This is a genomic window from Kyrpidia sp. (assembly GCF_023512215.1).
Taxonomy (GTDB): Bacteria; Bacillota; Bacilli; order Kyrpidiales; family Kyrpidiaceae; genus Kyrpidia; species Kyrpidia spormannii.
The window spans coordinates 53,922-67,809 of sequence record NZ_JAILZZ010000004.1 but is presented as its reverse complement, the minus strand read 5'-3'; the positions used below and the strand labels follow the sequence as shown (position 1 = coordinate 67,809).

Here is a 13,888-nt window from a genome sequence, read left to right as displayed (position 1 = left end):
ATGTCCATGAGAGGGAATCATGGAGACCTCGGCCTAGCCGAGGTTTTTTCGCGCCGGTTACAGTCCTGGCGGGGCCCGGGTTTGCGTTGCAGAGTGGGGAATCCAAACAGGGCAAGAGAAAACCCTTGACGAATCCTAGATGGTGGAGAGAAAAAGCGACGCGGCCCGGTGGTCCATGCTGCGGGCATTACGGCCCTGCGGGGCGTGAGGTTGCCCGGGACGACCGGGAATGGGGGATGGGTGATGGCGATCGGGATTAAAGGCAAGGTGTTAGGGCTGTTCTCGTTGGTGATTATTCTGGGTACGGCGGCGATGGGTACATTCGCGTCGTGGATGATGTCCGCCGAGGTGGAGCAATCGTCAACCCAGAAACTGACGTCCGATTTGAAGATGGTCCGTGTTTTGATCGATGCTCGGCTCCCCGGCGAATGGTCAATACGAGATGGGCAATTGTATAAGGGTGAACGTCCGGTGGCGGGTGCCAGCACCGTGGTGGATCAGGTGGCCGGGGCGACGGGTGACGTCGTCACACTGTTTCAGGGCGATACCCGGGTTGTCACCAGTGCCAAATCCGCCGGGGGAGCTCCAGCAACCGGAACGAAGGCGGCTCCAGAGGTGGTGCAGGCTGTTCTTCAGGGCAACCAATCCTTCACGGGTTATGCGGACGTATTGGGACAGCGTCAGGCCACTGCTTATGAGCCGCTCAAAGACGCCCGGGGGCAAACGATTGGGATGCTTGGCGTGGGCCTTCCCATGGATCTTTACCGCCAGTTGGAGCGGGATTTTCAGCTGAAGGTGTTGCTTTTTGGAATTGCGGGACTGGCGGTGGCGATTGCGGTTTCATGGTGGGTGGCGGACCGCATGGCCAAGCCCCTGGTTCAAGCGACGGCGGTGGCCCGGCGGGTGGCGGAAGGCGATTTGGAGGTCGAGGAGATCAGCCACAGGTCGAAGGATGAGCTCGGGGTGTTGGTGGCAAGCCTGAATGGCATGGTGAGCAGTCTTCGGGCCCTGATCAAAAAAGTGAGCCACACCGCGGAACAGGTGGCGGCCGCCTCCCAGCAGCTTTTCGCCAGTTCCGAGCAGATGGTGGATCTCACCCATCACATTGCGGAAAAAATTCAGCAGGTGGCGGGCGGCTCGCAGACCCAGTTGAGACAATCGGAGGAGAGCGCCACGGCGGTGAGCGAAATGGCGGCGGGCACCCAGCGCATCGCGGAGTCGGCAACCCTCGTGTCGGAGTCCTCTTTGGAGACGGCATCCCGGTCCGAGGCGGGGAACGAGCGGGTACAGGGCGCCGTTCGGCAGATGGATGCCATCGGACGGTCGGTTCAGGAGTCGGCCAAGGCCATTGCATTGTTGAATGAACGGTCGAAACAGATTGGCCAAATTGTCGAAGTGATCTCAGGGATCGCGGCCCAAACCAATCTGTTGGCGCTCAACGCCGCCATTGAAGCGGCCCGGGCCGGGGAACACGGGCGGGGGTTTGTGGTGGTGGCGGACGAGGTCCGAAAATTGGCGGAGCAGTCAAAGGGCTCGGCGGACGAGATCGCCAGGCTCATTGAGTCGATTCAGGCGGACACCGGTCATTCGGTGGAAGCTATGGACACGGTGACCCGGGAAGTTCGCTCGGGCATTGAAGCCGTTCAAGAGGCGGGGCGGGAATTCGAACACATCTTAACAGCGGTGCGGCGGGTGGCCGACCAAATTCAAGAGATCTCGGCCGCCACCGAGGAACTCTCCGCCGGTGCCCAAGAGATTTCCGCAACGGTGAGCCACATGGCCAAGATTGCCGAGGGGGCGATGGAGACAACTTCCCGGGCGGCGGAAGCCTCGGAGGAGCAATTGGCCGCGATGGAACAGGTTTCGAGCGCTGCCCAGTCTCTCAGTCGGACGGCCCAGGAATTGCAGGAGATGATTCATCGATTCAAGTTTTGACCGGTTACGGGTGATCACGGGGACGCTGGGAGGATGGCGGGGCCGTGAGAGGGTCCGCAGCGGCCCTGATCCCGCCATGCTTCCCCGGTTGAGGCTGCACGGCGTTTGACGGAATTCTTTACGGACATTTATAATTAATTAGTAAGAAAACGGGTGTGCGAGCTCATGGGTTGTCAGAGCTCAGGGCGCCAAACTTTTTGATAGAGCGAGGTGGCCTCCCCAGGATGGGGATGATCATTGGACACACCTGGTAGTTTGTTCATCAAGATTCTGGCAGTTTTCGGCCTGGTATTGGTGAACGCCTTCTTTGTGGCGGCGGAATTTGCACTGGTAAAAGTCCGCTCAACGCGGTTGCAGCAGTTGGCGGCGGAGGGACACTTGCGGGCTCGTTTCGCCCAACGGGTGGTCTCCAAACTGGATGCGTATTTGTCGGCGACCCAGCTGGGGATTACGCTGGCGTCCCTGGGGCTCGGCTGGTTGGGTGAACCGGCGGTCGCGAGTTTGTTGCGTCCTTTGTTTGCTTTGACCGGATTGCCGGAGTCGATCGTGCACACGGTCGCTTTCGCCGTCGCGTTTTCCCTCATCACCTTATTGCACATCGTGTTAGGAGAGTTGGCCCCCAAGTCCCTCGCCATACGACTTGCAGAGTCAACGGCGTTGTGGACGGCTCTTCCCCTTGCTTATTTTTACAAGATCATGTATCCCGCCATCTGGGTGCTCAATTCTTTTGCTAACCTACTCCTGCGCTGGATCGGGATCGAACCCGTCGTCTCCGGGCACCAGGCGGCGTACTCGGAGGAAGAGTTGTTGCTCTTGGTGTCGGAAAGCCATCGAAGCGGACTGATCGACAGTACGGAGAAAGCTCTCATGGACAACATTTTCCATTTCTCCGATCGCGTGGCCCGGGAGATCATGGTGCCGAGGACGGATATGGTCTGCTTGTACCTCGACCGTTCAGTGGAAGAGAATTTTGAAATCGCCCGGGAAAACCGGCACACTCGTTATCCTGTGGCGGTGGAAGACAAAGACCACATTGTGGGCTTTATCCACGTCTCAGACCTGTACGTCCAGGGGCTGCAAGCGGGACAAAAGGACCTGCATGGTTTCATCCGCGAGGTGCTCCGGGTGCCGGAGTCGATGGAGATCAGCCGAGTTCTGCGGCTGATGCAAAAACATCGCGGCCAGATCGCCGTGGTGGTGGATGAGTACGGAGGTACGGCGGGGTTGATTTCTTTGGAAGACATTCTGGAGGAGATCGTCGGAGAGATCCAGGACGAGTTCGATGAGGAGCGGCCTCCAGTGGAAACGGTGGGCGATGTGACCTACGTGGACGGCCGCGTGTTGGTGGAGGATATTAACGACATGTTCGGCCTGGAAATCGACGATTCCGAAGTGGATTCAATTGGAGGCTGGGTGGCCGCCCAGTTGGAAGGGAATCCCCAGATAGGGAAATCGGTGACCGTGGACGAGTATGTCTTTGAGATAACGGAAGTCGACAACCTCCGGGTGAACCGCTTGCGGATTCAGCAAATTCCGGTTCAATCCCAAGTCGAAGGGTAGGCAGAGAGCAGTTCAGCAAGAGCGGTTGGCGGTCTCTTCTGTCTTCGACGCGTGCACCCCCGATTCCGCCGAACTTGAGGCAGCATCGGGGGTTTTGCCGTGATCTTGTGTCTGGACACAATTCTGTCGAAAGCCGGGGAGCGAAGGGCTGGTCCAGAGAACATCCTTCGCATTGTTTCTGTGATAAAATATAACAGATGCGTCCCTGGGGGCGCGGACCGATCCCGGGGAGGTGTAGACTGTGAAGGTGATTTTCATTCAGTACGGGATGGGTGTGGATCTTCACGGACAGGATGTCACCACGGCCTCCATTCGGGCGGTGCGGGATGCGATCCATCGGAATTCCATGCCTGGAATCCGGGGGGTGATTCCCTCCGGCGACCTCAAGGACATGATCGTTCGGGTGAAATTGGGCGTTCCGATTGATCCAGCTCAAGTAGATACGGAGCGGGTTCGAGCGGAATTCCCATATGGACGCGTTGAAATCCAGGCGGTGCCCGGCGGGCTGGCGACGACGAGTGGTGTGATGTTGACCGAGCAGGGTGACCGCAATGATTTGGCCTATATTGTAGTGGCTGCAGTCGAGGTCGGCTTCGAGGAGGGAGTTTGAAGAATGTCTTACAGTGTTGCCGTGAAGGATGAACGGCCTCGGGTCACCTTGTATACCAGCAGTTTTTGCGGCAAATGTCGATTTGCCCGGGAATTCCTGAATCGCCTCGGGATCCCTTTCGAAGAGGTTCCCGTGTACACGCCGGGGGTCGTGGAGGAGCTGTTGAGCCGAACCGGCATGATGGCCGCCCCGACGTTGCGCGTAGGACAGGATTACGTAACGGGCTATGATCCGGGCCGTTTTACCTTGGCGCTCATCAAGAATGGTTGGATTGAGGACAAGGAGGACGACTGACAGCATCCTGGCGGTTGATGGGGGCGTTACCCGAATGTAGGCCGATCGCTGTAGGGGCAGGGGTGGGCCGGAGGGGGAGGGGTGCGGGTGAACAGAGAGAAAGAGACTTTCGAATTCGATTCGCGCCTGGAATTCGGCGAGGAGTTGCCCACATTATTGGCGGTGATTTGTCGATTAACCCAGGCTAAGAGAGGGTGGATTACCCTTCGGACGCCGGGCGGTATCTGTAAACGAGTGGCTGCGGTGGACATGCCTGAAAGCCAGGGGCCGGAAGACGGGGGTGCCGAGATGGAGCACGGCGGATGTCCGTGTTGTTCCGAAAGCGAAGCTCTGCCCCCCGCAACCGCCACCTTTATAACCTGCACGCAGCATCAAGATGAAAAAGGGAGGCCTTGGGTCCACGCTTGCATTCCTCTCTGGGTGGATGGGCATTACGCCGGGACGATGAATCTCCTTCTCGCCGACGGAGAACCTTCCTTCGGTCCGGACAGTGAACTTTTGACCATGGTTCGCCGGCTCATTGAGAGTGTCCTGGAACGAAAGCGCCTCGAGGAGCGGTTGCGTCGCTCCGCGGACTATGACTCATTGACCGGCGTATACAACCGCCGGCGATTTCAGGAAAAGCTGGCGGATATCCTGAATCGGACGGACCGGGGGACCTTACTCTTTATCGATTTTGATAATTTTAAGGCGATCAATGACAACTTGGGACATCGAGCCGGAGACAAACTGCTGGGCGAATTGATCGGATCCCTGCGCGGGGTTGTGGAGGGTCGCGGGTTTTTAGGCCGAATCGGCGGCGATGAGTTCGCTTTGTTCCTGCCGGAAGCGACAATCGAAGAGGCCAAGGTGCTGGGAGCGGCCATTGAACGGGTCTTTCGACGCCATCGGGTGCTGTTGGATGGACGGCGGGTGATCATGACGGCCAGTATCGGGATCGCCGAGTTTCCCACCTCCGGATCGACGGTGGAACAGTTGTTGGCCCGGGCGGACACAGCCATGTACACCGCAAAACGGACCGGCGCCCATGTGCATGTGTATGACCCCTTCCAGCTAGAAGAAGTGTCCACCACCCAAGAGCTCCTGTGGACGACGCGGATTCGGGAGGCGCTGGAAGGGGACGGGCTGTTGCTTTACGCCCAGCCGATCCGGGAACTCCGGTCCGGATCCGTTTCCCGATACGAGTTGTTGCTCCGGATGCGGGGCGACAACGGGGAACTCATCAGCCCCAAAGCGTTTCTGGGCGTGGCGGAAAAAACGGATCTTATTCACCGCATCGATCTATGGGTCGTGAAAGAAGCGATCCGGTTGTTGGAACAGATGTGCCCGTACCATTCTGACATTTGTTTTCACGTCAATCTATCTGCAAAAATTTTCACGGACCCCTCGTTTCCGACTTGGTTATCCGGACAACTCAGCCGCAGTCGGGTGGAGGCATCCCGGCTGCTTTTTGAAATCACGGAAACAGCGGCGATTGAGGATTACGTCCGGGCGCGGGAGTTTATTCACAAAGTCCGGGCAATGGGATTTCGTTTCGCGTTGGATGATTTTGGAATCGGATTTTCGTCACTGTACTCGCTGAAATATCTTCCACTCGATGTGCTGAAGATCGACGGCGTGTTCATCCAGGATCTCGTTCATAGCCGGGTCGATCAATCCCTGGTGAAGGGGTTGACCATCTCCATGCGGGAATTGGGGATTCAAACGGTGGCGGAGTTCGTAGAAGATGAAGAGACGGTGGAGATCCTCCAAAAGTACGGTGTGACTTATGCCCAAGGTTTTCACATCGGCAGGCCGATGCCGATCCCGGAGATTCTCGATCAGCCGGCATGATCAGACCTGGTCCCGTCATTCTGCGACGGGGCCTTTTTTCATGATGTGATGATCAACACGAGAATCCCGCGCGCCAGGACCCGCGAATCGATTTCCCCGCCTGTACCGCGTTGCCCAGGGATGTGCGCCAAATTTGAAACAGGTAGGACCCTCGTCCACACTGTTCTCCTTTTTCCCCATAGGTTGTCGGGTAAAGGGGGGACAACAGGATGCAATTGCTGAACTGGGTCCATCAGCACGCCGGGAAACTGGACGTCCTCGCCCGCCGGCAGCTGATCCAGGCCCATCGGCCCTTGCGGAGGGTGCCCTGTTTTCTACAAAACCTGGCCCAAGGGTTACTGCACCGTTTGATCAAGGTACCGGTCATCGTCCAACTCAAGGAGATCCCCGAGGAAGGCCTGACCAATTCCGTCAGTCGGGTGGGCGGCATCGCCCGGCGGCGGATTCATCGCGAATTGCCCATCTGCAACGGGGTGGCCGCCCGCCTTTCGATTGCAGACATCCGGCGGCTTTTAGAGCAGGAATCGGTGGCGCGCATCACCTACGACCGCCCAGTCCGGGCGCTGCTCGACGTGGCCACGCCCGCCGTGGGGGCGGCCACAGGACAGCAGGTCGGATTCACCGGTCGGGGGGTCACCGTGGCGGTGCTCGACACTGGGATTTACCCGCACCCGGACCTCACCCAACCTGTGAATCGCATTGTCGGGTTCCGAGATTTTGTAAACGGTCGGACCGAACCGTACGACGACAATGGCCATGGAACTCACTGTGCGGGGGATGTGGCGGCTAACGGCGGGCAGTCCGGGGGCCGCTATCGGGGCCCGGCACCGGAAGCCTCTTTGGTGGGGGTGAAGGTGCTCAACGCCCAGGGTGCCGGCAGTCTCTCCACCGTGATCCAGGGGATCGACTGGGTGGTGCAAAACCGGGACGCCTTCGACATTCGCGTACTCTCGATGTCTCTCGGCAGCCCCCCGGCCGGACCGCCCTCCCAGGACCCGGTGGTCCAGGCGGTGGAGGCAGCCTGGAATAGCGGGATCGCCGTGGCGGTGGCGGCGGGAAACGAAGGGCCGGAGTCCGGAACCATCAGTTCGCCTGGGGACAGTCCCCGGGTGATTACCGTGGGCGCGGTGGATGATCGGCGAACCGTACCACAAAACGATGATGTGGTGGCTTCCTTTTCCAGTCGCGGGCCAACGAGCGAGGGCGTGACGAAGCCTGACATCACCGCTCCGGGGGTTGGGATCATCTCCCTGCGGGCTCCGGGGTCTTTCCTCGATAAAATGATGAAAAACGCCCGGGTGGGGGATTGGTATTTTCGCCTGTCGGGGACGAGTATGGCCACGCCGATCGTGGCGGGTACCATCGCCCAGCTCTTGCAGAAAAACCCGGCCATGACGCCGGACGAGGTTAAAGCGGCCCTGATGGATAACTCCTTTGACCTCGGCGAAGATCCCAATGCCCAGGGCAGGGGTGAAGTCCGGGTGGGCGGGTTGCTATAAGGCGATGAAACGAAAAATCGGGCGTCCGCGCCCGATTTTTCGTGAGCAAAAGCAGGGTGGCCAGCGTCAGCACTCCCCGAAAAGCCCGTCTGCGTTATCGACCGAGCAGTTTCAGAAACTCTCGCATAAAGCCCGGCAGGTCCGGCCAGGCATGCCCGGAAACCAAGTTTCCATCCACATGGAGGGTTTCCGTAACGTAGCGAGCCCCCATGGCCTCCACCGAAGGCCGGCAGGCGATGTACGCCGTCATCGAACGGTTTTTAAGGAGGTCCGCAACGGTTTCCAGGACTTGAGCAGCGTGGCAGATCGCGCCGATTGGTTTGCCCGTTTCGAAGAAATGGCGAACGATGCCCGGCAGTGCGGGATTGAGGCGGATGTACTCGGGAGCCCTCCCCCCGGGGATGATCAGGCCATCGTACTCTTCGGGTTTTACTTCGTCAAAGGACAGTTGGGCTTGGATTTGGTACCCAGGCTTTTCCGTGTAGGTTTCCCAGGTCTCAAAATCGTGCACCACAGTATGCAGGGTTTTGGCCGACGGTGCGGCGATCACGGCCTCGATGTTCTCCTCGAGCAGCCGATAATACGGGTAATAAATCTCCAGAGCCTCTACCGCATCGCCGGCAGTGATCAATACCTTTTTTGCCACGGATGACCCCCCTCTCCCATTTGGTTTCATTGTATCATGAGTTTGGGTGTGAACAGAAATCTGAGGAGTTCTTTACACACTTTTTGGATTGGATGCGCCGGCGGCCGGTACAATGGTGTCAGAGGAGGAGATGAGCAGTGCGGTTTCGGGCCGTGTTCTTCGATGTAGACGGAACTCTGCTGACCAGGGATATGCGGCTGCCGGAATCGGTCAAGTGGGCGGTCAATCGCCTCCGGGAGCAAGGGGTCGCGGTTGGGATTGCGACGGGGCGGTCCTATGCCCACACCGAGGCGGTGATGAAACAACTGGGCATCGACATGGCGGTCCTGAACAACGGGGGCTTGGCGCTGCGGCAGGGCCGGATCCTAGCGCACCGCCCGATCCACCCCGAAAGGATCCTGCGCATCCTCGGCGATGTCGAGGATGCAGATCATGCCTTGGTGCTGCACGGGAAAGAGTTCACTGTGGTCAATAAACCGGAAGATGCGTATTTTCTCCGCGCGTATCACCACCTGCGCGTCCCCTTTCCCAGCTTGTTTCGGAACTACCAGGGGGAACCCGTGTATCAAATCAATCTGTTCTGCCCCGAAGACGAGGTTCGCCGGTATACCGAGGCGTACCCGGATCTGACTTTTCGCCGCTGGTTTCCGGGGTCTTACGATGTGAATGCCGCTGGCGTGCATAAAGCGGCAGGGATCGCGGCTCTGATCGGAGAGTTGGGCATGTCCTGGGACGAGGTGGTCACTTTCGGGGATGCGGATAATGATATCCAAATGTTGCGGGCGGCGGGGTTAGGCGTCGCTATGGGCGGCGGCCTGCCCGCGGCCCAGGAAGTGGCGGACGTGGTGATCGGACGACCGGAGGAGGACGCCATCTGGAACTTCGTCCGGTCGAATCTGGCGCAGGAGCCTGCCAAAGCCTGGTCCCGGGCGGAATGATCAGAAAAAAGCGTGCCTCATCTTCTTCCCTCAGGAAGAGGATAAAGCGCGTCATTCAGATCTCTGGCTCTGAACATATTGTCGGATAACGGATACGTGGAAATGGCCACCTTAGGCGGAAAGGTCACCAAAAGGTGCACGCGGTCATCCTCTTCGAATCTCTCGTTTGACTTGGCCATAGGCCGAGAGTATCATAGAAACATGAAAATTCTCAAGTCCTTTCGATTTCGGCTGGAGCCCACAACTGAACAAACCGGGTGTCGGACGGTTTGTCTGGAACAGGGCGCTGGCCTTGCAAAAGGGCGGCCGGAGGCCGGGTATCCTCTGTTGTTTTATGTGACCTGGCGCGACTCTTGAAGCTGTGGAGACATCGTGTGGAACGCGGGTTTTTAGCTCACGCCCCAGTCCACACCCCGCTTCCAGACCGAGATCGACGTGTCCGATCGTATTCATCCCTTTGGGTCGGCGATTGGCATCGACCGGGGGATCGCGCACTTTGCCGGGTTGTCCGACGGCACCTTTGTCGATGCGCCGGGGTGGGTCCGGCGGTACGAGGCGAAATTGATTTGGGAAATGCGGAAGTTGTCACGAAGTCGGCTCGGAAAGGAGGATGACGATGGCGGAGGTGAGGATCCGTCTGCGGGATAACGGGCCTTTGGTGGTGACAGGTCCCGTGGAGTTGGTGGACGCACAAGGGCAAGCTTTCGTGGTGGAGGATTCCTTTGCTCTGTGCCGTTGTGGACAATCCGGGAAGAAACCCTTTTGTGACGGCACCCATCGCACGGTGGAGTTCCAGGATCAAAGCCGGGCGAAGTGAACAGAGGGGGCCGAGTTGCTGGAAAGGTCAGGCAGTGAAAGGATAGAGGGCCGCGGGGAAAGGTGAAGATCTGCTTTCTCCGCGGCTTTTTGTATGGGTTGCTGCATCATAACAGGTCCACAAAACTGTCACAGTTAGTAATACAGAGTAGAAGGTATCGCGAAACAGGTTGTGGCATCATTGACTTTTCCCTGGAGGTATACTACAGTAGATACTACAAAAAATGCTGTGAGTAAGGGGATTTATTGCCCGATCGTCCGTTTGGTTGGCATCTGTCCGACAAGGGAGCCTATGCTATAACAGATTTGCGGTTATATATAACACAGCCGTGAAGGGAAGAAAGGGTGGGGAAAATGGGCGTACTTTTGGACGAGCGCACGCCTTATGAACCGGTGCGGATCTTGGCCGAGGACGGTACGGTGGTGAACCCGGAATTGATGCCGGATTTGTCCGATGAGCAGATGCGGGAGTTGATGCGGCGGATGGTTTTCACCCGGGTCTGGGATCAGCGGGCCATCGCGTTGAACCGCCAGGGGCGCCTCGGTTTTTATGCTCCGGTGGCCGGCCAGGAAGCCTCGATGCTCGCCAGTCACTATGCGCTGCGTAAAGATGATTTTCTCCTTCCGAGCTACCGGGATATTCCTCAGTTGGTCTTTCACGGACTGCCGCTTTATCAGGCGTTTTTGTACTCCCGGGGCCACATCCACGGCGGCCAGATCCCGGAAGACGTTTCTGCGTTGATGCCGCAGATCATTATCGCCGCCCATTGCACCCAGCTCGCCGGGGTGGCTCTGGGGATCAAGCTGCGGGGAGAGCACCGGGTCGCCATCGCTTATTTTGGGGATGGGGCCACGTCCCAGGGGGATTTTTATGAGGGGATGAATTTTGCCGGGGTGTTTAAAGTTCCGGCGATCTTCTTTTCCCAAAACAATCGTTATGCGATCTCGGTGCCGGTGTCGAAGCAGACGGCGGCCAAGACGTTGGTGCAAAAATCTGTGGCTGCCGGGATCTCCGGAGTCCAGGTGGACGGAATGGATCCTTTGGCGGTGTACCGGGTGACGAAAGAGGCGGCCGACCGGGCCAGGGCCGGGGACGGGCCGGTGATGATCGAGTCCCTGACCTATCGGTACGGTCCGCACACGATGGCCGGAGACGATCCCACCCGCTATCGGACGAACGAAGAACTCGGGGAATGGGAGCGCCAGGATCCGCTCATTCGTTTCCGGGCTTTCCTTCAGGGCAAGGGGTTGTGGAGCGAGAAAGAGGAAGAGGCGGCCATCGAGGAAGCCAAGCAGGCCATCGCCGACGCATTAAAGAAGGCGGATGAATACATGTCCAAGCAGACGGTGGGGGATCTGATCGACGCGATGTACGCGGAGCTTCCGCCGGAGCTGAAGGAGCAAAAGGCGTTGTTTGCGGCGGGGGAGGGACGGTAATATGGCACAGATGACAATGATCCAGGCGATCACCGATGCGATGCGGTTGGAGTTGGCCCGGGATCCAAAGGTTCTGGTATTTGGCGAGGATGTCGGGGTTAACGGCGGTGTATTCCGGGCGACGGCAGGCCTGCAGGAGCAGTTCGGGGAGCAGCGGGTCTTTGATACCCCCTTGGCGGAATCGGGGATCGGAGGGCTCGCGGTGGGCTTGGCCGTTCAAGGGTTTCGGCCTGTCGCGGAGATCCAGTTTTTCGGCTTCGTGTTTGAAGCTTTTGATGCGGTGGCTTCCCAGGCGGCCAGGCTTCGGTATCGGTCTGGCGGACGGTATCATGCGCCTATTGTGTTTCGCTCCCCCTTTGGCGGGGGCGTTAAGACGCCCGAGCTTCACGCCGACAGTCTCGAAGGGCTCTTCGCTCAGACTCCCGGCCTCAAGGTCGTCATTCCATCGAATCCTTACGACGCGAAGGGACTCCTGATCTCGGCCATTCGAGACGATGACCCGGTGATTTTTCTCGAGCACATGAAGTTGTATCGGTCTTTTCGCCAGGAGGTCCCGGAAGGGGATTATACGGTGCCCTTGGGGAAAGCGGCGGTGGTGCGTCCGGGGAAGGACGTCACCGTGATCACTTATGGTGCCATGGTTCAGACCTCTCTAAAAGCGGCGGACAAAGTGGCAGAATCCCGGGGTGCCCAGGTGGAAGTGATCGATCTGCGGACCGTGAGCCCCATCGACATCGAGACTGTGGTGGAGTCGGTGAAGAAGACAAATCGCGCCGTGGTGGTGCAGGAGGCCCAGCGCAAGGCCGGGGTGGCCGCAGAAGTGGCGGCACAAATTAATGAACGGGCGATCTTGCATCTCGAGGCGCCGGTGATTCGGGTGACCTCCCCGGATACGGTGTACCCCTTTGCCGCGATCGAAGATCAGTGGTTGCCCACTGTGGGGCGGGTCGTGAAAGCCATCGAAGACGTGCTCGATTTCTAAGGCGAGGAGGAGGGGAAAACCGTGGCGGATTTTGTATTTCGTCTGCCGGACATCGGGGAAGGCATCCACGAGGGGGAGGTCGTCCGCTGGCTGGTCAATCCCGGCGATGAGGTCGATGAAGACCAGCCGCTGTGTGAGGTCCAAAACGACAAAGCCGTGGTGGAAATCCCCAGTCCGGTCAAAGGCAAGGTCAAAGAGGTGAAGGTCCAGGCGGGAACCACGGCGGTGGTGGGAGATCCCCTGGTGGTCCTGGAAACTGAAGGGGCCGTGCCTGAGGGGGCAACAGAAGCCGGCGGGTCTCAGGAGAATGAAGGGCCTTCGGCGGCGGGTGCGGCGGCATCGGCGCCCGGGAAGGGTTCAGAGGAGCGCGGTAAGGTCCGGCCCGCGGAGTTAGCCGGCGCGACCCCGGATGGTGCGGGGCCATCGGGAGCGGCGATGATCCTCGCCACGCCCGCCGTGCGGAAGTTTGCCCGGGAGAAGGGCGTGGATCTGGCCCAGGTGCGGGGTACGGGGAAAAATGGCCGCATCACCCGGGAGGATGTGCTGCGGGCGTCGGAGGGGCCCGAGGCGGAGAAAGCAGAAGGAATCGCCGAGCCAACCGCCCAGGAACGTGCCGTTCCCAGGGCCGAGGCTACGGGTTTGGAAGAGCGGGTTCCTTTGGCCGGCATCCGCAAGGTCATTGCCCAAGCCATGGTGAAATCGGCCTATACTGCCCCTCACGTCACGGTGATGGACGAGGTGGATGTGACGCGGCTGGTGGCGCTTCGCGACAAAGCCAAATCTTTGGCCGCCGAGCGCGGAGTGAAACTCACCTACTTGCCCTTTATCGTCAAGGCGGCCATCGCAGGGTTGCGACTGCATCCGACCCTCAATGCGTCCATCGACGAGGAGAAAGGTGAAATTGTCTACAAGAAATATTATAATATCGGCATCGCCACCGATACTGAGCGGGGACTGCTGGTGCCAGTGGTGAAAGAGGCCGATCGCAAGAACGTGTGGATGTTGGCGGCGGAGATCCGGGAGTTGGCCGAGAAGGCCAGGGCCGGGAAGTTGACATCTCCGGAGATGAAGGGGGGCACCTTCTCCATCACCAACATCGGGGTCGAGGGCGGCCTGTTCTTTACGCCGATCATTAACTATCCGGAAGTCGCCATCCTGGGGGTGGGGCGGATCACCGACAGGCCGGTGGTGCGAAACGGCCAGGTGGCTGTCGCTCCGGTCATGGCGCTGTCCCTCAGTTTTGACCATCGCTTGGTGGACGGCGCCGAAGCCCAACGTTATGTCAACGATGTCAAACGGCTGCTGGAAGATCCCGATCTCTTAACCTTGGAGGTGTAA

12 protein-coding genes are annotated in these 13,888 nt (G+C 59.0%); 11 read left to right on the top strand and 1 reads right to left on the bottom strand.

All coding sequences use genetic code 11. The features are described from left to right. Positions 1 to 243: 243 nt before the first annotated feature. The 6 genes from K6T64_RS03100 to K6T64_RS03075 all read left to right on the top strand — a co-directional run bounded on the left by K6T64_RS03100 (position 244) and on the right by K6T64_RS03075 (position 7,731). A complete protein-coding gene (locus K6T64_RS03100) occupies positions 244 to 1,935 on the top strand; it encodes a methyl-accepting chemotaxis protein (protein WP_288008517.1) in 1,692 nt (563 codons plus the stop codon). Positions 1,936 to 2,172: 237 nt separating this feature from the next. Then, on the top strand, positions 2,173 to 3,495 hold the full coding sequence (locus K6T64_RS03095; protein WP_288008516.1) for a hemolysin family protein: 1,323 nt from the start codon (positions 2,173 to 2,175) through the stop codon (positions 3,493 to 3,495). 241 nt (positions 3,496 to 3,736) lie between these two features. After that, a complete protein-coding gene (locus K6T64_RS03090; RefSeq protein WP_288008514.1) occupies positions 3,737 to 4,105 on the top strand; it encodes a Lin0512 family protein in 369 nt (122 codons plus the stop codon). Positions 4,106 to 4,108: 3 nt separating this feature from the next. Then, positions 4,109 to 4,399 carry a glutaredoxin family protein gene (locus K6T64_RS03085; protein ID WP_100666881.1) on the top strand — a complete coding sequence of 97 codons (291 nt, stop codon included), beginning with the start codon at positions 4,109 to 4,111 and terminating at the stop codon, positions 4,397 to 4,399. 87 nt (positions 4,400 to 4,486) lie between these two features. Beyond that, positions 4,487 to 6,232 (top strand): putative bifunctional diguanylate cyclase/phosphodiesterase, encoded by a 1,746-nt coding sequence (locus K6T64_RS03080; RefSeq protein ID WP_288008513.1) that lies wholly within the window; start codon positions 4,487 to 4,489, stop codon positions 6,230 to 6,232. A 209-nt stretch (positions 6,233 to 6,441) separates the two neighbouring features. Continuing rightward, the gene (locus K6T64_RS03075; RefSeq protein WP_288008512.1) at positions 6,442 to 7,731 is read left to right on the top strand and encodes a S8 family peptidase; all 1,290 of its coding nucleotides are present in this window, start codon (positions 6,442 to 6,444) and stop codon (positions 7,729 to 7,731) included. Between the two features lie 94 nt (positions 7,732 to 7,825). Here K6T64_RS03075 and K6T64_RS03070 read toward each other — a convergent pair whose 3' ends face one another. Further along, positions 7,826 to 8,377: a DJ-1/PfpI family protein gene (locus tag K6T64_RS03070; protein WP_100666884.1), complete on the bottom strand. Its 552-nt coding sequence runs from the start codon at positions 8,375 to 8,377 to the stop codon at positions 7,826 to 7,828. A gap of 137 nt (positions 8,378 to 8,514) precedes the next feature. Between K6T64_RS03070 and K6T64_RS03065 the strand changes: the two genes are divergently transcribed. The 5 genes from K6T64_RS03065 to K6T64_RS03045 all read left to right on the top strand — a co-directional run bounded on the left by K6T64_RS03065 (position 8,515) and on the right by K6T64_RS03045 (position 13,888). After that, complete coding sequence (locus K6T64_RS03065; RefSeq protein ID WP_288008511.1) at positions 8,515 to 9,315, top strand: Cof-type HAD-IIB family hydrolase; 801 nt, start codon at positions 8,515 to 8,517, stop codon at positions 9,313 to 9,315. A gap of 616 nt (positions 9,316 to 9,931) precedes the next feature. After that, positions 9,932 to 10,132, top strand: a complete 201-nt coding sequence (locus K6T64_RS03060) for a CDGSH iron-sulfur domain-containing protein (RefSeq protein ID WP_198592108.1) — start codon at positions 9,932 to 9,934, stop codon at positions 10,130 to 10,132. A gap of 353 nt (positions 10,133 to 10,485) precedes the next feature. Then, a complete protein-coding gene (gene pdhA / locus K6T64_RS03055; RefSeq protein ID WP_288008554.1) occupies positions 10,486 to 11,568 on the top strand; it encodes a pyruvate dehydrogenase (acetyl-transferring) E1 component subunit alpha in 1,083 nt (360 codons plus the stop codon). 1 nt (position 11,569) lies between these two features. Beyond that, positions 11,570 to 12,550, top strand: a complete 981-nt coding sequence (locus tag K6T64_RS03050) for an alpha-ketoacid dehydrogenase subunit beta (RefSeq protein WP_100666888.1) — start codon at positions 11,570 to 11,572, stop codon at positions 12,548 to 12,550. A 21-nt stretch (positions 12,551 to 12,571) separates the two neighbouring features. Then, a complete protein-coding gene (locus K6T64_RS03045) occupies positions 12,572 to 13,888 on the top strand; it encodes a dihydrolipoamide acetyltransferase family protein (protein WP_288008510.1) in 1,317 nt (438 codons plus the stop codon).